Origin of the sequence: Streptomyces sp. NPDC047042, from assembly GCF_040644035.1 — a bacterium.
Taxonomy (GTDB): domain Bacteria; phylum Actinomycetota; class Actinomycetes; order Streptomycetales; family Streptomycetaceae; genus Streptomyces.
In genome coordinates this window covers 49,640-67,270 of sequence record NZ_JBEYVP010000002.1, presented here as the reverse complement: position 1 = coordinate 67,270, position 17,631 = coordinate 49,640, and the positions used below count along the sequence as shown (strand labels likewise).

The 17,631-nt window shown below is 70.5% G+C and carries 17 protein-coding genes; 4 read left to right on the top strand and 13 right to left on the bottom strand.

Annotated features, from left to right (window positions below; translation table 11 throughout):
* Positions 1-43: 43 nt before the first annotated feature.
* Complete coding sequence (locus tag ABZ855_RS02115) at positions 44-2,263, bottom strand: glycoside hydrolase family 3 N-terminal domain-containing protein (protein WP_360800252.1); 2,220 nt, start codon at positions 2,261-2,263, stop codon at positions 44-46.
* A 92-nt stretch (positions 2,264-2,355) separates the two neighbouring features.
* Complete coding sequence (locus ABZ855_RS02110; RefSeq protein ID WP_360799465.1) at positions 2,356-3,747, bottom strand: BadF/BadG/BcrA/BcrD ATPase family protein; 1,392 nt, start codon at positions 3,745-3,747, stop codon at positions 2,356-2,358.
* An 8-nt stretch (positions 3,748-3,755) separates the two neighbouring features.
* On the opposite strand from ABZ855_RS02110, the gene ABZ855_RS02105 reads away from it, so the two are divergent.
* Positions 3,756-5,075, top strand: a complete 1,320-nt coding sequence (locus ABZ855_RS02105; RefSeq protein WP_360799462.1) for a cellulase family glycosylhydrolase — start codon at positions 3,756-3,758, stop codon at positions 5,073-5,075.
* A 9-nt stretch (positions 5,076-5,084) separates the two neighbouring features.
* Here ABZ855_RS02105 and ABZ855_RS02100 read toward each other — a convergent pair whose 3' ends face one another.
* From ABZ855_RS02100 to ABZ855_RS02090, 3 genes are read right to left on the bottom strand one after another with little or no spacing between them, the layout of a single operon-like run.
* The gene (locus tag ABZ855_RS02100) at positions 5,085-5,903 is read right to left on the bottom strand and encodes an ABC-2 family transporter protein (RefSeq protein ID WP_360799459.1); all 819 of its coding nucleotides are present in this window, start codon (positions 5,901-5,903) and stop codon (positions 5,085-5,087) included.
* Positions 5,900-6,727: an ABC-2 family transporter protein gene (locus tag ABZ855_RS02095; RefSeq protein ID WP_360799456.1), complete on the bottom strand. Its 828-nt coding sequence runs from the start codon at positions 6,725-6,727 to the stop codon at positions 5,900-5,902. Before ABZ855_RS02095 ends, ABZ855_RS02100 begins: the two co-directional genes overlap by 4 nt.
* A gap of 6 nt (positions 6,728-6,733) precedes the next feature.
* Positions 6,734-7,768 (bottom strand): ATP-binding cassette domain-containing protein, encoded by a 1,035-nt coding sequence (locus tag ABZ855_RS02090; RefSeq protein ID WP_360800250.1) that lies wholly within the window; start codon positions 7,766-7,768, stop codon positions 6,734-6,736.
* Positions 7,769-8,590: 822 nt separating this feature from the next.
* Between ABZ855_RS02090 and ABZ855_RS02085 the strand changes: the two genes are divergently transcribed.
* Both ABZ855_RS02085 and ABZ855_RS02080 read left to right on the top strand, forming a co-directional pair.
* On the top strand, positions 8,591-9,931 hold the full coding sequence (locus ABZ855_RS02085) for a condensation domain-containing protein (protein ID WP_360799453.1): 1,341 nt from the start codon (positions 8,591-8,593) through the stop codon (positions 9,929-9,931).
* A gap of 142 nt (positions 9,932-10,073) precedes the next feature.
* Positions 10,074-10,355: a helix-turn-helix transcriptional regulator gene (locus ABZ855_RS02080; protein WP_319212175.1), complete on the top strand. Its 282-nt coding sequence runs from the start codon at positions 10,074-10,076 to the stop codon at positions 10,353-10,355.
* Between the two features lie 50 nt (positions 10,356-10,405).
* Here the strand turns inward: ABZ855_RS02080 and ABZ855_RS02075 are convergent, their stop codons facing one another.
* Both ABZ855_RS02075 and ABZ855_RS02070 read right to left on the bottom strand, forming a co-directional pair.
* Positions 10,406-10,729: an AzlD domain-containing protein gene (locus tag ABZ855_RS02075; protein WP_360799449.1), complete on the bottom strand. Its 324-nt coding sequence runs from the start codon at positions 10,727-10,729 to the stop codon at positions 10,406-10,408.
* Positions 10,726-11,412 carry an AzlC family ABC transporter permease gene (locus tag ABZ855_RS02070; protein WP_360799446.1) on the bottom strand — a complete coding sequence of 229 codons (687 nt, stop codon included), beginning with the start codon at positions 11,410-11,412 and terminating at the stop codon, positions 10,726-10,728. The genes ABZ855_RS02075 and ABZ855_RS02070 overlap by 4 nt, the downstream gene beginning before the upstream one ends.
* A 69-nt stretch (positions 11,413-11,481) precedes the next feature.
* Here ABZ855_RS02070 and ABZ855_RS02065 point away from each other — a divergent pair, with 69 nt between their 5' ends.
* Positions 11,482-12,081 carry an XRE family transcriptional regulator gene (locus ABZ855_RS02065; RefSeq protein ID WP_360799443.1) on the top strand — a complete coding sequence of 200 codons (600 nt, stop codon included), beginning with the start codon at positions 11,482-11,484 and terminating at the stop codon, positions 12,079-12,081.
* A 21-nt stretch (positions 12,082-12,102) separates the two neighbouring features.
* Here ABZ855_RS02065 and fabG read toward each other — a convergent pair whose 3' ends face one another.
* From fabG to ABZ855_RS02035, 6 genes are all read right to left on the bottom strand, one after another.
* The gene (fabG, locus tag ABZ855_RS02060; protein WP_360799440.1) at positions 12,103-12,822 is read right to left on the bottom strand and encodes a 3-oxoacyl-[acyl-carrier-protein] reductase; all 720 of its coding nucleotides are present in this window, start codon (positions 12,820-12,822) and stop codon (positions 12,103-12,105) included.
* A gap of 70 nt (positions 12,823-12,892) precedes the next feature.
* On the bottom strand, positions 12,893-13,975 hold the full coding sequence (locus ABZ855_RS02055; protein ID WP_360799437.1) for a branched-chain amino acid aminotransferase: 1,083 nt from the start codon (positions 13,973-13,975) through the stop codon (positions 12,893-12,895).
* 47 nt (positions 13,976-14,022) lie between these two features.
* A complete protein-coding gene (locus ABZ855_RS02050) occupies positions 14,023-15,564 on the bottom strand; it encodes an acyl-CoA carboxylase subunit beta (RefSeq protein WP_360800247.1) in 1,542 nt (513 codons plus the stop codon).
* A gap of 83 nt (positions 15,565-15,647) precedes the next feature.
* The gene (locus ABZ855_RS02045; protein WP_360799434.1) at positions 15,648-16,316 is read right to left on the bottom strand and encodes a 4'-phosphopantetheinyl transferase superfamily protein; all 669 of its coding nucleotides are present in this window, start codon (positions 16,314-16,316) and stop codon (positions 15,648-15,650) included.
* Positions 16,313-17,215 carry a fumarylacetoacetate hydrolase family protein gene (locus ABZ855_RS02040; RefSeq protein WP_360799431.1) on the bottom strand — a complete coding sequence of 301 codons (903 nt, stop codon included), beginning with the start codon at positions 17,213-17,215 and terminating at the stop codon, positions 16,313-16,315. Before ABZ855_RS02040 ends, ABZ855_RS02045 begins: the two co-directional genes overlap by 4 nt.
* The gene (locus ABZ855_RS02035; protein WP_319212192.1) at positions 17,216-17,629 is read right to left on the bottom strand and encodes a thioesterase family protein; all 414 of its coding nucleotides are present in this window, start codon (positions 17,627-17,629) and stop codon (positions 17,216-17,218) included.
* Between the last annotated feature and the right edge of the window lie 2 nt (positions 17,630-17,631).

The following is a 17,631-nucleotide window of genomic DNA, read 5'->3' as shown; positions in this document are numbered from 1 at the left end:
CATCTGACATCCACAGGAGCATCCGGCCGCCGCCGAGTTGCCCTCAGCGGATCGCCGGTACGGCGTCCAACGCTTCCCGCGCCGACCCCGCCACCCGGATCTCCACGCTCCCCGGCAGCACCCGCCGCTCCAAGTCGCGGTCCACCTGCGTGAGTTGCTCCGCCCCGAGGGCGAACGTGACCGTCCGGCGCTCCCCCGGAGCCAGGTCGACGCTCTCGAAGGCGCGCAGCTCCAGGGTGCGCGGCCACACCGTCGTACGGAGCGGACGGATGTAGAGCTGGACGACCGCCCGCCCGGCCCGCGCACCCGTGTTGCTGACCTCGACCTCACAACTGTCCCCGCCCGGGCCGATGTCCGGGACGCCGTACTCGAACGTCGTGTACGTCAGGCCGTGCCCGAAGGAGTACAGGGGCTCGGCGTCCTCGTCCACGTACGACCGGTACTCCGTGTCCTTGTGGTTGTAGTAGACGGGGAGTTGGGCCGCCGAGCGCGGGACCGAGACGGGGAGACGGCCGGTCGGGGCGGTGTGGCCGAGCATGATCTCGGCGATCGCCTCGCCGCCCCAGGGGCCCGGATACCAGGCGGTGAGCAGTGCGGCGGCGCGTTCCGCCGCCTCCGGAACGGCGTGCGGGCGGCCCTGGATCAGGACGACGACCGTGGGTGTGCCGGTCGCCGTCACCGCGTCCAGCAGGGCGTGCTGGGCCGCGCCAAGGCGCAGATCGGCCAGGTCGACACCCTCGCCGCAGGTCATCTCCGAGACGACGGTCCGCGCGGCGCCGTTGGCGTCGAACTCGGTGTCCGGGGTACGGGCGCTGCTGCCGCCCAGGACAAGAACGGCCAGGTCGGAGGCGGCTGCCGCCGCCACCGCCTCGGGGATGCCGGAGAGGTCGTCGCCGGTCAGGGCGCAGCCCCGGGCGTGGCGGATCTCGGTCCGGGGGAGGGCGAGGTCGCTCAGGGCGGCCAGGACGCTGGTTCCGGTGCCGGGGCGCTGGGGGGCCGTGTAGTCGCCGAGTTGGTGGGCCGTGGTGGCGGAGTGCGGGCCGATGACGGCCAGGCGGGAGACCTTCGCCGGGTCGAGGGGCAGGACGCCCGCCCTGTCGTGGAGGAGGGTGACGGCTGAGCGTGCCAGAGCCGTACTGAGGGCACGGCCGGCCGCCGGGGATGGCAACTCCGGTACCTCATAAGGGCGTTCGAAAAGCCCCAGACGGAATTTCAGGGTCAGGACACGGGACACGGCCGCGTCGAGCGTCGCTTCCTCCACCAGCCCTCGCTCCACCGCCTCCGCCAGCCGCGTGAAACCCTGGTCCCAAAGGCTCAGGTCGACACCGGAGTTGAGGGCGAGGGCGCCCGCCGAGACCTTGTCGCCGGTGATACGGGCGAGGCGGTCCACGGCGAGCCCGTCGGCCATGACCAGCCCCTCGAACCCCCAGCCACGCCCTCCGCTTCCCCGCAACAACCCGTTCAGCAAAGGGCCGTTGGCCGAGCAGGGAATGCCGTCCACCTCGTTGTAGGCGGCCATGACCGCCGCCGCGCCCGCGCGTACGCCGGCCCGGGCCGCCGGGAGGTGGATCTCGTGGAGCTCACGGGGACCGAGCTCCGACTCGGCGGAGTTCCGCCCGCCGACCGTCGCGCCCTGCCCGGCGAAGTGCTTGAGAACAACCGGAGCCCTGTCCGCAGCGAACGCCCCTCCTGTCCCGCCCCCTCCCCCTCCCTCCCCCTGCATGCCCCTCACCAGCGCCTCCGTCAGACGGGCGGCAAGGTAGGGGTCCTCGCCGAAGCACTCCTCCGTGCGTCCCCAGCGGGGGTCGCGGGCGATGTCCAGCGCCGAGACCAGGGCCAAGTGGCCTCCCCGGGCGCGGAGTTCGGCGGCGGCGTGGGCAGCCGCACGCTCGTACAGGTCCGGGTCCCAGGTGGCGCCCACGGTCAGGTTGACGGGGAGGACGGTGCCGTCGAGGGCCATGAGGCCGTGCGGTACCTCCTCGACGAAGAGGGCGGGGATGCCGAGGCGGCTGCGTTCGAGTACGTGTCGCTGGACCAGGTGGGCCAGTGCGGGGCCGGCGTCCGCGCCGGCGCCCGTCGAGTGGTCGACGCCGGACCAGGCGTCGGCACGGAGGAGGCCGTAGAGGGCGCCGAGGCCTTCGAAGCGGTCGGTTTCCTCGTACAGGGCCTCGGTCAGCTCGAACCCGCCGTCGGGGCGGCGGCGGTAGGCGTCCCAGCCGTACATCCGCTGGTTGAGCTGGCCGACCTTCTCGCGCAGGGTCATCCGGGCCAGGAGGTCGGCGACGCGGGCGGCGACGGGGGCGGCGGGGTCGCGGTAGAGGGATCCGGCGGTGGATGTCGTGGCTGCGGTCGCGGTCACTGGTTCTCCTCCGGGGCCGGGGCGGAAGTTACCCCGTCACGGCTGCCGTCGTGGGCGACTCGGGCGAGGGCGACCGCGCCCCGGCTGCCGTCCGGGACCCAGTGGGCCACCAGGCCGAGGGCACGCAGGTGCGGGTCCAGGGGGTCGGTCAGCGGGCCTTCCGGCCCGAGAAGGCCGCCCGTCGCGACCACGGTCTCGCCCGGCTGCGGCCTCAACGCCCGTACGCAGTCGGCGAGATGACCGGCGGCCTCGTCGAGGATCGCCCGAGCGAGAAGGTCCCCGGCCCGCGCCGCCCCGGCGACCAGCGGGGCGAACCGGGCCAGCCGGACGGGCGGTTCGCTCATGACGGCGGGCAGAACGTGCCGCCGGTAGGCCTCACGGGCGTCCCGCGACCAGAGTCGACCGAGGCCGCCCTCATCCCCGTACGCGGACGCCTCACCTTCGTACGCGGATGCCTCACCCTCCTGCGCGGACGCCTCACCTTCGTACGCGGACGCCTCACCCTCCTGCGCGGACGCCTCACCTTCGTACGCGGACGCCTCACCCTCTCGCGCGGACGCCTCACCTTCGTACGCCGACGCCTCAACCTCTCGCGCGGACGCCTCACCTTCGTACGCCGACGCCTCAACCTCGTATGCCGACCCTCCGTCCTCGTATGCCGACCCTCCGTCCTCGCGCGCCGACCGCCCGCCCCGGCACGCGGACGCCCCGCCCCCGTACGCGGACGCCCCGCGCCCGTACGGGGGAAGCACCGCATCCGGCACTCCCAACTCACGTCCCACCAGGGCCGCCAGAGTCGTGTCTGGGCCGCGTCGGTCCGCCATGCGCAGGGCGACTCGGACCGCCTCGCGGCCGATCCAGAAGCCGCCGCCGTCGTCGCCGAGGAGCCAGCCGTCGCCGCCGACGGTCTTCTCGCAGTGGCGGGCGGTGATGCGCATCGCGACGGCGCCCGTACCGGCGACGAGGGCGAGACCGTCCGCCGGAGCTCCCGGGGCGGCGGCGAAGGCGGCCTCGATGTCGCTGCTGATCCGGATCTCGCGCGCGGGGATGCCGAGGCGCCGCAGGGCTTGGGTCAGCGCGGTACGGGCGTTGACGCGGCCGGGTTCGTCGGCGGTGCCGGCGGCGCCCGCGAAGCCGCCCGCGACGGCGACGACCAGGGACCGGACCGATTCCGGCACGGCCTTGGCGAGGGCCTCGACAAGGTGCTCGGTGAGCTGCGGCACGGGAACGGTCAGGGCGTTGCCCGGCCCGGCGACACCCTCACCGAGCGGGGACCCGTCGGCGGCGGACGCCAGCAGGGCGCGCGTACGGGTGCCACCGGCGTCGATCCCGACGACCAGGGCACGATCCGAACCCCGAGCCAAATCCTGGTTCAATTCATTGCTCATCGCGCACTATGGTGGTTCATACATTCGCCGAGGACAAGACCCGACTCGCGGGCCCGGCGCATCCCCGCCCGTCCGAGGAGGCCCTCGTGAGCACACCCCCCACCCCCTCTCCCGCTCCTCGCTTCGGCGTCAACTACACGCCGCGCCGGGGCTGGTTCCACTCCTGGTACGACTTCGACCCGGCCCGCGCGCGTGAGGACCTCGACCAGATCGCCGGGCTGGGCCTGGACCACGTACGGATCTTCCCGCTCTGGCCGCTGCTCCAGCCCAACCGCACGCTGATCCGCGCCTCGGCCGTCGACCAGGTGGCGCAGTTGGTGGACGTGGCGGCCGAGGCGGGCCTCGACGTCATGGTGGACGGCGTACAGGGCCACCTCTCCAGCTTCGACTTCTACCCGGAGTGGACGCGCAGCTGGCACCACCGCAATGTGTTCACGGACCCGGAGGCGATCGAGGCGCAGGCGCGGCTGCTGCGCACCCTCGGCGGCGCCCTGGCCGGCCGCCCGAACCTCCTGGGCCTCCAGCTCGGCAACGAGCTCAACAACCTGGTCGAACACAACCCGGTGACGGTGGCAGAGATCGACCACTACCTGGACACCTTGCTGTCCGCCGCGCGGTCGGGCCTCGGCACAGCGGCGGGTCTGGTCACCCACTCGGCGTACGACGCCGCCTGGTACAGCGACGACCACCCCTTCACCCCGGAGGCCTCGGCCGAAAAGGGCGACCTGACGACCGTCCACCCCTGGGTGTTCTCGGCCGACTGCGCCCGCCGCTACGGCCCCCGCTCCCCGCAGGTCCAGCATCTCGCGGAGTACGGCGTCGAACTGGCCACCGCGTACGCCGAGAACCCCGCCCGGCCGGTGTGGGTCCAGGAGACCGGCGCCCCCGAACCGCACATCCCGGCGGCGGACGCCCCCGGCTTCGCCCGCGCGACGGTACGCAACGCCGTCGAGTGCGCCAACCTGTACGGGGTCACCTGGTGGTGCTCCCACGATGTCGACCGCTCCCTGGCCGACTTCCCCGAACTGGAGTACACCCTGGGCCTGTTCGACTCCGCGGGCAATCCGAAACCCATCGCCGGGGCCCTGGCGGAAACGGTCGCCGAGCTGCGCGCCGAACCCCGCCCGGCCGAACCCCGTACGACCGCGCTGGTGCTGGACTGCGCCTGGGGGAACCGTTCGATCTCGGGCCCTGGCGGCGCGTACTTCGAGGCGTGGATGCGACTGCGGGAGGAGGGCACCCGCCCGGCGGTGATCCTGGCGAACCGCGCCGAGGACGAGACCCACCTGACGGCGCGGGGCATCAAGGAGGTCGTACGGCCGGATTGACCCGGGGCGCTAGCCGTTCACTCCCGTGTAGTGGCTCAGGCTCCAGTTCCACAGCCGACGGGAAAGAAGGAAGGCCAGGACGCCGATGAGCGGGGACGCCACCGCCAGCGCCACGGGAACGCCCAGTCCGTGCGTGTTCCCTGTGAGTACGGCCGTCGGCAGATAGGCGACGAAGGCCAGCGGCACGAGGAAGGTGAACAGGCCGCTGACGATTCCGGGAAGGATCTTGAGCGGGTAGCTGCCGAAGGTGCCCATCAGTTCCTCGACCCAACTCGACCAGTAGGAGGCGGCGGGGTAGTGCAGAGCGGCGCTCGACAGCGCGGTGAAGATCGCCGCCTCCACGAAGACGCCCCCGGTGACGGCTGCGACGAGGAAGGCGATTCTCGGCGCGGTCCAGTGCACCTGCGTCCGTGATATCGCGGCGAAGGACAGGGAGATCCCCACGATGAGGTCGCCGATCGCGTTGTTCGGGAAGTACGTCAGCTGCACCTGCCGGTACACCGGCATGGGCCGCAGCAGGTAGGCCTCCATCAGCCCTTCCTGGACGATGTCCGTCAGGCCGCTGATGCGTCCGAAGAACAGCACGTACAGGGCGTGAGCCAGCATCCGCAGCCCCACCAGGAGCAGAACGGCGTCCGTGCTCCAGCCGCCCATCCCGGAGAAACGGCCGAGCAGCACCGTGGCGAACACGATGACGGACATCTGCCAGATGGCCCCGATGGCCACCGTCAGCGCGAACTCGACGCGGAACTCCATGTAGCTCCGGACTATTCGGCCCATGATCCGCAGTGCGACGCGCCATGCGTCGAGAAACGCCCGCACGCTCATCCTCCCTGGGAGACGACGCGTCTGCCGGCCCGGGCCCACACCACACGTGCCGCGACCGCGAGAAGCACGGCCCAGACGAACTGCACGAGGAACTCCCCCGGGACGTCGGACAGCGGGATGCGTCCGATGTAGATCGACAGCGGGACGTTGAGGGTCGACTGGAACGGCAGCAGAGAACTCATGGTCCGGAACCAGTCGGGGAAGAACCACAGCGGCGCGAACGCGCCGGAGAGCAGGTTCTGCACAAAGGTGATGATCATAATGGCCGCGTAGTTCTTCAGCGTCCAGAAGCACAGCAGGTCGACCAGGAGCATGAGGTAGTACACGATGACCTGGCCGGCGCACACGCTGAGCAGCGCCAGGAGGCCGGCCGCCACCGAGGCCGGTGCCTCGATGAGGCCGAAGAGACGGCACACCAGGTAGCCGGCGGCGGCCCACGCCAGCGCGTAGAGCTGTTCCCCCAGAGCACGGAAGAAGTAATAGCGGCCCGGGGAGAGCGGCCGCAGGAACCAGTAGACGATGGTGCCGAACTGCAGGTGCTGGAAGACGGTGTCCCGGCCGGCCCGCCGGTCGATCCCCCGCACACGGGTGAGCAGCGCCGCCGCGACGGCGAAGGTGACCGCCTGTTCGCGGTCCAGGCCCGCGCTGCTCTCCGTCTGGGCGTACAAGGCCCGCCACAGGCAGGTGACCAGGAATACCTGCAGGACCAGACGTATGGCTGTCGCCGCGAGCCGGCCCGTCGCCAGCGATTCGCCGAGCGGTGTGATCCGCAGGGTCCGCCAGGCCCGGCCCGGGCGGACGCGGCCCTGTGCCGCGGTGGTCACGGGCGCTCACCCGCCCCGTCGGTCCGAGACGCCGAGAAGATCCCTGGCGGGGACCGGGGCCTCGGTGTCCTGGTGGCGGTAGGCGGCGCGCATCACGTCTTCGAGGTCAGCCTGTTCGATACCGACTTCGGCGACGTCGTGGTGCTGGATCAGTTCCTTGAGCGCCTGATGCGCGGTGAAGGGAACCGTGTCATCGGGTGCGAGGAACAGCCGTGGGCCGTCCCGCCGGACCACGGTGAGCCCGTCCAGCCGTATCCCGTCCGCGGGATCGGCGAGTGTCACGTGTATCTGCCAGGCCGATCCGTAGGTCCGCCGGATGTCGTCCAGTGATCCGTCGAGCACGACGCGGCCGTGGTTGATGAGCACCACCCGCTCCGCGAGACGTTCGACCTCCGTCATGTCATGAGTGGTCAGCAGTACCGTGCGGCCCCGTTGTTCCACCTCGTGCCGGAGGAACCGGCGGACCTGCTCCTTGGCGACGACATCCATGCCGATGGTCGGTTCGTCCAGGAACACCACGGGCGGGTCGTGCAGCAGCGCGGCCGCCAGATCGCACCGCACGCGCTGCCCCAGCGACAGGTGCCGCACCCTCGTGTCCTGGAAGGAGGAGAGGGCGAGCAGCTCGTCGAACTCCGCGAGGCGGGCCCGGTGGTCGGCGTCCGGTATCCCGTAGATGTCCTTGAGGATGGAGAAGGACTCGCGGACCGGCAGGTCCCACCAGAGCTGGGTGCGCTGGCCGAACACCGCACCGATGTTTCTGGCGTTCTTCTCCCGCTCGAGATGGGGGTCGATGCCGGCTACACGAGCCCTTCCGGACGTCGGTCGCAGGATTCCGGTGAGCATCTTGATCGTGGTGGACTTGCCCGCCCCGTTCGGACCCAGCAGAGCGAGCAGCTCCCCCTGTCTCACATGGAGAGACACATCCTGAACGACCGTCTTTGTTTCCCATTGCGGAGCGATAAGAGATCGCGCCGCGCCGCGAAAACCGGGCACACGCCTGGCCGTACGGAAGGTTTTTGTCAACCCTTCCGCCAGTATCACCGGTTCGCCGGCGCGGGAACTCTTGTGCAGCACAGACTGACCCCCCGTGGTCTTCCGTGGGAAAACTTCATGAGAAAGCGGGTTTCATGACGGTGGGTTCGAAATGTCGGACGCCCACGTCAGGCGCTGCGCCGGCTGATGACCGGTTTGCCGCTCCGGGCCTCGGCCACTGGGTGCACCGGGTTCGCCGGGCGCACAGACCTCGGTAAAACGCCTTGTCAGGCGTAGTGCTGCGGGTTTTTCACACCACCGATCGGACCGCCCCAGAGCTTAATCTGACGGTTGGACGAAGGGCAAGACGTTGGAAATCAGCCACCGCTCCGGACTTGACGCGAGGCCTTCGCGCGGGCAGCCGAAACACCCACGCACGTGCGCGTTCCGACATCCCGCGCCCCTCCGGCGGAGTGTGCGCGCCGCTTGGTTCCGGGAATATGACGTGGCCGGAAAGTCCCCTGTCTTGACATCGCTTCTCGCTGGATGCTGCAATTTCGCGGCACGCAATTCGCCACCGGGAAGACTCCTGTGAACTTCCTGTGCGAATCAACCGAGGCGAGTGTCCACCATTTGGACAGTGCCGAATTCGCGGTCCTTTCCCGCATAAGAGTCCGAGCCGCTGGACATGTAACTCCTCCCCGCATCCATTCTCCGGATGCCGCACGTTGTCGCGGGGAGGCTCGGCAAATGATCTCTCCGTCCGAAATGTCGATCAGATAGGTGGGTGCTGTGCCCGGAGGCTTTGAGGATTCAATGGGGGAACGGGAAGGGCGGTTGAACTGGTCGCAGGCCGACTGGTTCGCCGGACGACCCACCGATCCTCAGGCGGTGGCCGAACACAACGAAGCGACGTACGAGGACAACCTGTTCGCCGTGGCCGACGGCCGGGGGGCCACGGTCGCGCAGGTCATGGGGGCGGTGACCGGGCTGGTCAGCCGGCACGAAGCCCTGCGCACCCTGCTGCGGTTCGATGACGACCCCAGGGGCACCCAGCGGGTCACCTCCGTCCGCGCCCCCGACGTGGAGGCCGCCGTCCGGGTGGAGAGCTTCCGGGAGGCCACGGACCTCTTCACCCGGGCCCGGCACACCTCGTTCGACCTGGCCACCCAGTGGCCGTTCCAGGCGGTGGTGTCGACCGAGGGTCCACGGGTCCGGGAGATCGGTCTGGTGGCCGATCACAGCGCCGTGGACGCATGGGGGCTGAAGGTGATGCGCCAGGACCTGGAGAGCCTGCTGCGCGGGACGCTTCCACCCCTGCCTGCCGGTGGCACGGACATCACTCAGCCGCTGGACGTCGTGCGCTGGGAGGAGTCCGAGAGCGGGCAGCGCCACCTCGAACGGGCGTCACGGTACTGGACCCGGCAGTTCGAGGAACTCGGCTCGGCGGTTTCGCCGGCGGGAGCCGACGGACGGCGGCAGGCCGGTCCCGACGCCTCGGACCGTCACTCGTCCTGTGTGCTGCGCTCCACCTCGTTGCTGACGGCGGCCGAAGCCGCCTCTGCCGCACTGCGGGTGCCGGTGTCCACCGTGCTGCTGACGGGATTCGGACTGGCACTGTGCCGCTGGGGCGGCATGCGGGCAGTGGGCGTGCTGACCCTGACGCACAACAGATGGCTGGGGAACGTCGAGGCCTGCGCCAGCAAGATGTTCATGCAGGCACCGGTGGTCGTGGAGATTCCGTCACCGGTGGACCTGCCCCGCGTCGCACGGCGGACCTTCGTCCGGCAGGCCCAGGCCGGTGAGTTCGCTCATATCGACCGTGCCGAGGCCGACGCGATCAGGGACCGGGTGCTGCCCGGCGCGGATTCGATCAGAGCGGCCGGCGCCCTGTTCAACTTCACCGACGCGTCGCTGCACGCGTTCACCGAGCGGGAGAAGGGCCCGCTCGAGGCCTCCATCGCCCGCTGGCCGTTCCCCGACGAGGAGATCGTCGTCGAGGAGGAGCGGCGGCACGGACCGCAGCTGATGCTCACCGTCCTGCAGGAGAAGCACAGCATCGCGCTCCGGCTCGCCTGGTGCCTGGACGCCGAACTCACCCGGCCGGGTGAGCTGTTCATGCGGGACATCGTCGACGCGGTGTGGACCCTGGCAGGCGGACGACGCCCGCGGCAGCTGCCCCGGCCGGGCGGTTCGAGGGCCTCGGCGGACGCGACGGCTCCGCCCTCCTGACGGCGGAGCACGACCCCGACACGGCCGCGCCGGCCGACTCACACGACAGGAGTCCGCAATCGCCACGCAAACTGCCCCGATCCCCGCGCACAGCGCCCGCCGGGGACCGTGTACCGCCGACCACGACCCTCTGTGGGGGACCTTGTTCGAGAAGGTCCCCGCCCTTTCCCAACGCGAGTTCGAGGTGTTCTGCCTGCTCGCCGAGGGCGCTTCGAACCGTTCGATCTCGACGTTCCTGAAGGTCACCGAGCGGACGGTGAAGGCCCATGTGGCCCAGGTACTGGCCAAACTCGACGTGGAGTCCCGTCTGCAGGCGGGGATCGTCGCCTTCGCCTGGGCGGTGCACAGCGGCAACCGCACCTCGCCCCTGCTGCCCTCACCGCCTTGCTCCACGCCCGTCCTGCACTCCCTCGGACACGGCTGATCAGGCGGATTCCCGCCGCCGTCCGCGCACCGGACGGCCGGCGGACGCGCTCAGGAGACACCCGCCAGCCGCAGCAGGGCCGTGCAGGCGGCGGCCGCCAGGACGACCACGACGAACGGCACCTTGCGCCACGCGAGGAGCCCGCCCACCAGCACTCCGACCGGGCGTGCCACCCCCGCCCACTCATGGGCCTCGAACAGCGCCGTGGTGACGACCAGCGCGGTGAGCAGCACCACGGCGGAGCGCTCCATGAGCTTCTCCACCGCGGGCGGGAACTCGACCCTGGAACGCAGCGTCGGGCCCGCGAGCCGGAACGCGTACGTTCCGGCCGCGAGCACGAGCATCGCCCCGACAAGCAACGGAGTGTTCGTCATCGCGCGCTCTCTTCCTCTCGTACTCGGCCGGTCGCCAGGACGACCCCGGCCAATGCCAGCAGGACGGGGAGCCCGACCGGCAGGAACGGTGTCGCGACCAGAGCGACGCCCGAACCGGCGAGGGCCGCGGTCCGGGTCTTCCGGTCGCGCAGGGCAGGCAGGATCAGCGCCAGGATCACTGCCGGGAACATGGCGTCCAGGCCCAGGGCGTCCGTGTCCTTGATCACCGAACCGGCCATACCGCCCAGGAGGGCGCCCAGCGGCCAGCACACCAGAATGCCCAGTCCGCACAGCCGGTACGCGGCGCGCTTGGCGGGGAGGTCCTTCTGCGCCAGGGCGAAGACAACGGTCTCGTCGTTCATCAGATGGGTGCTGAGGAACCGGCGCCAGCCACGGCCGATCACCTCCGGAATCGCCAGCCCGAAGGGCAGGTGCCGGGCGTTGACGAGCAGTCCCGCCAGCACGGCCGCGATCGGGCTGCCACCGGCGGCGATGATTCCGATGAACAGGAACTCCGAGGACGCGGCGACTACGAGCACGCCCAGCAGCACGGGCACCCACAGAGGGAAACCCGACGACACCGCGATCGCGCCGTAGGACAGGCCGATGACACCGACCGCCAGACACACCAGGGCCACGTCACGTAACACCTGGCGCTCTAGAGTTCTCCATATCGAACGCATGGAGTTCATGATGAACATCCCACAGATCGTTCGTCAAGGCGAACAGTCGACCGCTGGAGCGAACGCCCCATGAAGACACCACCACCACCGCCACCGCCACCACCGGCGGCGGCCGGCTCCGACAAGCCCCCTATGAAGGCCATCGCCGCCGCTCTGCGCCGGGAACGCAGCCGTACCGGTCTGAGCCTCAGCGAGGTCGCGCAGCGGGCGGGCATCGCCAAATCCACCCTCTCCCAACTGGAGTCGGGTGCGGGCAACCCCAGCCTGGAGACCCTCTGGGCGCTCTGCGTGGCACTGGACACGCCGTTCTCCCGGCTGGTGGAACCGCACCAGCCCCGGGTCCAGGTGATCAGGGCCGGCGAAGGCGCCGCCGTCTCCTCCGCCCAGGCCGACTACCACGCCGTACTGCTGTCGGCCTGCCCGCCCGGAGCGCGCCGCGACGTCTACCGCGTCACCGCCGAGCCGGGGCACCAGCGGCTGTCGGAGCCCCACATGCCGGGAGTCGTGGAGCATGTGGTGCTGGGCGCCGGCCGCGCGCTGGTGGGGCCGGCCGACGACGCCGTGGAACTGGGCCCGGGGGACGCCATCACCTACCCGGCCGATCTGCCCCACGTGTTCCGCGCGCTGGAGCCGGGCACCTGGGCCGTGCTGGTCAGCGAGCACGTGTAAGGGCCCGGGGGCCCGGAGCGGTCAGTGCCCCATCCCCATGCCGCCGTCCACGGGGATGACGGCACCGGTGATGTACGAGGCGTCGTCCGACGTCAGGAACCGTACCGTCGCCGCGATCTCCTCCGGAGCGGCCGGGCGCGCCAGCGGGACCTTCGCGAGCGCGGCCTCGCGCTGCCTCTCGGTCAGGGCCCGGGTCATGTCGGTGTCGACGAAGCCGGGGGCCACGACGTTGCAGGTGATGCCGCGCGGACCCATCTCACGGGCGTAGGAGCGGGCCAGGCCGACCAACCCCGCTTTGGAGGCGGCGTAGTTGGTCTGGCCGGCGGAACCGTGCAGACCGACCACGGACGAGACCAGGACGATCCGCCCCCTGCGGGCCTGCAGCATGCCCGCCGTGGCCCGTTTGACGACGCGGAAGGCGCCGACGAGGTTCGTTTCGAGCACCGCGGCGAGATCGTCCTCCGGCATGCGCAACAACAGGTTGTCGCGCGTGATGCCGGCGTTGGCGACCAGCACGTCCACGGGGCCGTGCTGTGCCTCGACGGCCTTGAACGCCATCTCCACCTGTTCGGGGTCGGTGACGTCGCAGCGCACCGCGAGACAGCCCGCGTCCATGAGATCGCGGGGCGGCTCGCCGGAGCGGCAGGTGATCGCCACCCGCTCGCCGGCCTCGGCGAAGGCCTGCGCGACCGCGTGGCCTATGCCCCTGTTGCCTCCGGTGACGAGCACGGATCGGCCCACCGGATCCTCCCTTCCATCATTTCTTCGGTGATTTCTTCGGTCATTCCCGGGTGCGGCGGGCGGACGGTGCTCAGACAAGCTTGTGGACCCAGCCGTACGGGTCGGGACGCTCGCCGGACTGGATGCCCATGAGCTCCTCCCGCAGCCGCAGGGTGACGGGCCCGACCTCTCCGCCGGCCACCGTCCACTGACCGTCGGCGCTCCTGACCCGGCTCACGGGGGTGATCATCGACGAGGTCCCGCACGAGAACACCTCCGTGAGCGCTCCGGACTCCGCGTCCGCACGCCACTGATCGATGCTGATCCGCCCTTCCTCCGCCGTGTAGCCGAGATCCCCGGCCAGGGTCAGCAGGGAGTTCCTGGTGATGCCCGGCAGCAGAGTGCCCGTCAGCTCCGGGGTGACCAGCCGGGTTCCGTAGACGAAGAACAGGTTGCTGGTACCCATCTCCTCCACCCAGCGCCGCTCCACCGCGTCCAGCCACACCACCTGGTCGCAGCCCTGCCGTCGGGCCTCCTCCATGGCCGGCAGCGTCCCCGCGTAGTTGCCGCCGCACTTCGCCGCGCCTGTGCCGCCCGGCGCCGCGCGCACGTGCTCGCCCGGCACCCACACGGAGACCGGCCGGGGCCCGCCCTTGAAGTAGGCGGCGGCGGGCGACGCGATCACCACGAACAGGTATTCGGTGGACGGCTGGTAGAAACCGATGGACCGTTGCGTCGCGATCATGAACGGCCGCAGGTACAGGCTGTGTCCGGGCCGGTGGGCAACCCACTTCTGGTCTGCGGCGACCAGCCGTTCGAGTGCCTCGACATAGGTGTCCTCGGGGAGCGGCGGCATCGCCATCCGCAGGCAGGAGGCGTTCAGCCGCGCGGCGTTGGCGTACGGCCTGAAGGACACCACGGACGCGTCCGGTCGGCGATACGCCTTCATGCCCTCGAAGATCTCCTGTCCGTAGTGGAAGACCTGGGCGGAGGGGTCAAGAGCGATCGGGCCGTACGGCTCGACCCGGGCGTCGTACCAGCCCCGCCCGTCGGCCCACTTGATCGTCACCATGTGATCGGTGAACACCTCCCCGAAGACGGGGTCGGACATCAGCCGCTCCCGCTCGGGGTCCGGGGTGGGGACGGCGGGCTGATGGCTGAACTCGACCGGCATGGGTTTCCTCCGGGACGGTGACGACGGGGGGACGGGGGACGCGGGGCTCAGGCAGGTGGGTTGCCGTGCTTGCGCGCCGGCTGCTCGGCGCGCTTGGCGCACAGCATCGTCAGCGCGCGGACAAGAATGTCGCGGGTGTCGGCGGGGTCGATCACGTCGTCGACGAGCCCGCGTTCGGCCGCGTAGTACGGATGCATCAGCTCCGCCTTGTACTCCTTGACGACCTGCTCGCGTACCGCCTCGGGGTCCTCCGCCTCGGCGATCCGCCGGCGGAAGACGACGTTCGCGGCGCCTTCCGCGCCCATCACGGCGATCTCGTTGGTCGGCCAGGCGAAGGCCAGGTCCGCCCCGATGGAGCGGGAGTCCATCACGATGTACGCCCCTCCGTAGGCCTTGCGCAGGATCAGCTGGACGCGGGGCACGGTGGCGGTGCAGTACGCGTAGAGCAGCTTGGCGCCGTGCCGGATGATGCCGTCGTGCTCCTGGGCGACACCGGGCAGGAAGCCGGGTACGTCGAGCAACGTGATGAGCGGAATATTGAAGGCATCGCACATCTGCACGAAACGAGCGGCCTTTTCCGAGGCCCTGATGTCCAGCACACCGGCCAGGCGCAGGGGTTGGCTGGCCACGATCCCGACCGTCCGGCCGCCGACGCGCGCCAGCGCGCAGATCACGTTGGGCGCCCAGCGCTCGTGGACCTCGAGGCATTCGCCGTCATCCACGAACCCCTCGATGACGTCCATCATGTCGTACGGCACCTTGCCGTCCGTCGGGACGATGTGCAGCAGGTCGTCGCAGCGCCGGTCGGGCGGGTCGGTCGTAGGACAGACGGGCGGCATCTCCCGGTTGTTGGCGGGCAGCAGCGACAGCAGGTATCGCACCTCGGCGAGGCAGGTCGCCTCGTCGTCGAACGAGAAATGGGCGACGCCGGACGTCGCGGCGTGGACGTCCGCGCCGCCGAGCCCGTTCTGTGTGACCTCCTCGCCGGTGACCGCCCTGACCACGTCGGGCCCGGTGATGAACATCTGCGACGTCCCGCGGACCATGAACACGAAGTCGGTCAGCGCCGGGGCATACGCGGCACCACCGGCGCACGGGCCCAGGATCACCGAGATCTGCGGGACGACGCCCGAGGCCTGGGCGTTGCGGCGGAAGATGCCCCCGTAGCCCGCGAGCGCGCTGACGCCCTCCTGGATGCGCGCGCCCGCGCCGTCGTTGAGGGAGACGAGCGGCGCGCCGGCCGCCACGGCCATGTCCATGATCTTGTGGATCTTCTCGGCGTGGGCCTCGCCCAGGGCACCGCCGAAGATACGGAAGTCGTGGGCGTACACAAAGACCGTGCGGCCCTCCACACGGCCCCATCCGGTGACCACGCCGTCCGTGTGCGGCCGCTTCGCCTCCAGGCCGAAGCCCGTGGCCCGGTGCCGGCGCAGGGTCTCCACCTCGGTGAACGTGCCCGGGTCCAGCAGCAGTTCGATCCGCTCACGGGCCGTGAGCTTGCCCTTGGCGTGCTGGGCCCGCGTGGCGCGCTCGCTCGGTCCGCGGCGCGCCGCCCGCTTGATCTCACGCAGCTCGTTCAGGCGCCTCATGGCGTCACCGGGGACCGTCGGATCGTCACACGTCTGCGTCTGCGTCTGCGTCTGCGTCTGGGTCTGGGTCTGAGGGGGCATGCCTAGCTCTCTCCTTCTGTGACCGACAGCGTGATCGCGGTGAGCAGCAAGCCGTCGCGACTGGTCCAGCGGCCGTGCAGCGTCTCGGGAAGGCGCCGGTGCCGCCCGCCGCGAGGGCGCAGCCGTACGTCGAACTCCGCCGTGTCGGCCGCGAAGCCGACCTCGGCCTCCCGGAAGCCGAGGAAGAGCCCGGTCAGCGGATGCCAGACCTTGTAGACGCTCTCCTTGACGCAGAAGAGCAGGCGGTCCCAGCGCACCTCACCGCGACTGGCGAGCAACTCCCGTACGTGGATGCGTTCTTGCGGTGTGGAGATGAACTCCAGTACGTCCTCGGGGACTTCGCGGTTCGGCTCGGCGTCGATACCGACCGCCGCGGCCCGGTCCCGGCTCGCGACCGCGGCCGCGCGATAGCCGTCGCAGTGGGTGATGCTCCCGACCACCGAGGCCGGCCAGTGCGGGGCTCCGCCGGGCGTTCTCAGGATCGCCCCCGGGGTCTCCCCCAGGTCCGCCAGGGCTCGGCGGGCGCAGTACCGCCCGGTCGTGAACGCCGCCCGCCGTGAAGCCGCGAAGCCGCGTGCGACGGCCTCCTCCCCCGGGTGCAGAGTGATGCCCTCCGAGTCGCCGTACGCCTCGTGGCCGGCGACGTGCCCCGGGACGACCTCCTCGATCATCGGCCCTCCGTCGAGCCGGGGGCGGTGACGGCCTCTCGCTCGCTGTGGAAGGCACGGCAGCGCTGGCGTTGCGCGCCGAGCCCGCCCACCTCCACCTCCAGCAGGTCCCCGGGCCGCAGGAAGTCCACGTCGGGCCGGGCCAGCGAGATGCCCGCGGGGGAACCGGTCAGTACGACGTCTCCTGGCTGCAGCACCATGAACTGGCTGAGGTACCAGACGACATGGGCGACGTCGAAGACCATGTCGCCGGTGTGGCCGTCCTGCATCCGACGACCGTTCACATGGCAGGTCAGCCGCAGCGACCGCGGATCGCCCACCTCGTCCGGGGTCACCAGGTGCGGCCCCAGCGGGGTGAAGGTCTCGAACGACTTGCCCTTGATCCACTGACCGCCGCGCTCCAGCAGCCAGCCGCGTTCCGAGACGTCGTCGGCCGTGCAGAAGCCGGCGACGTGGTCGAGGGCGTGCTGCCGGCCGGGCAGGTACTGGGCACGGCGCCCGATGACCACGGCCAGTTCCACCTCCCAGTCCGTCTTCAGGCTGCCGGGCGGAATGACAAGGTCGTCGAAGGGCCCGACGACCGTCGAGGGCGCCTTGCTGGAGACATAGGGCTCGTCGGGCACCTCCATCCCGGCCTCCGCCGCGTGCGCGCGGTAGTTCAGGCCGATGGACAGCACATGGCCGCCGGGCCGTACGGGCGGGCCGACCCGCTCGTGCGGGCCGGCGACAGGCAGCCGCGAACCCTCGCGGGCCAGACGCCGCGCGAGCTCACGGAGCCGGCCGGGATCGAGCGCGGCACCGCTCCAGTCGGGAACCCAGGCCGAGAGGTCGCGCGTCGTACCGTCCGGGTGGACGGCGCACGGGCGTTCCTGCCCCGGCGGTCCGATCCGCAGCAGACGCATTCACTCCCCCTCTTCGAGGTACTTCTCGAAGAAGGTGGACTCCGCGTCGGTGAGCCGACGCGGGCGTCCCGCCCTGTAGTCGAACGGAGCCATGACCGTCGACGCGGACGCGTACACGGTGTCGCCGTCCTTGACCTCGTAGTCGATGGCGACGGTGGCCGACTCGAGCCGTGACACCCACATCTCGATCTCGACCGGCTCGTGCCGGTGGGTCAGTTGCCTCTTGTACGAGATCTGGTGACTCACCACCACGGAACCGTCCTTGAAGAACGCGTCGCCCTCGGTCGGTGCCATCCGGAAGACGAGATCGACGCGCGCCTCTTCCAGGTACCGAAGGAAGTTGACGTTGTTGACGATCCCGTAGACGTCCATGTCCGCCCAGCGCAGCGGGCAGTGGTACACATGCCGGGCCATGG

Excerpts from the sequence above, each read along its gene's own strand:
- ABZ855_RS02035 (WP_319212192.1), bottom strand. The coding sequence starts at position 17,629 with ATGGCCCGGCATGTGTACCACTGCCCGCTGCGCTGGGCGGACATGGAC.
- ABZ855_RS02070 (WP_360799446.1), bottom strand. The coding sequence starts at position 11,412 with ATGCGTTCGATATGGAGAACTCTAGAGCGCCAGGTGTTACGTGACGTG.
- ABZ855_RS02050 (WP_360800247.1), bottom strand. The coding sequence starts at position 15,564 with ATGAGGCGCCTGAACGAGCTGCGTGAGATCAAGCGGGCGGCGCGCCGC.
- ABZ855_RS02115 (WP_360800252.1), bottom strand. The coding sequence starts at position 2,263 with ATGACCCTGCGCGAGAAGGTCGGCCAGCTCAACCAGCGGATGTACGGC.
- ABZ855_RS02040 (WP_360799431.1), bottom strand. The coding sequence starts at position 17,215 with ATGCGTCTGCTGCGGATCGGACCGCCGGGGCAGGAACGCCCGTGCGCC.
- ABZ855_RS02075 (WP_360799449.1), bottom strand. The coding sequence starts at position 10,729 with ATGACGAACACTCCGTTGCTTGTCGGGGCGATGCTCGTGCTCGCGGCC.
- ABZ855_RS02065 (WP_360799443.1), top strand. The coding sequence starts at position 11,482 with ATGAAGACACCACCACCACCGCCACCGCCACCACCGGCGGCGGCCGGC.
- ABZ855_RS02055 (WP_360799437.1), bottom strand. The coding sequence starts at position 13,975 with ATGCCGGTCGAGTTCAGCCATCAGCCCGCCGTCCCCACCCCGGACCCC.
- ABZ855_RS02100 (WP_360799459.1), bottom strand. The coding sequence starts at position 5,903 with ATGAGCGTGCGGGCGTTTCTCGACGCATGGCGCGTCGCACTGCGGATC.
- ABZ855_RS02045 (WP_360799434.1), bottom strand. The coding sequence starts at position 16,316 with ATGATCGAGGAGGTCGTCCCGGGGCACGTCGCCGGCCACGAGGCGTAC.
- ABZ855_RS02105 (WP_360799462.1), top strand. The coding sequence starts at position 3,756 with ATGGTGGTTCATACATTCGCCGAGGACAAGACCCGACTCGCGGGCCCG.
- ABZ855_RS02110 (WP_360799465.1), bottom strand. The coding sequence starts at position 3,747 with ATGAGCAATGAATTGAACCAGGATTTGGCTCGGGGTTCGGATCGTGCC.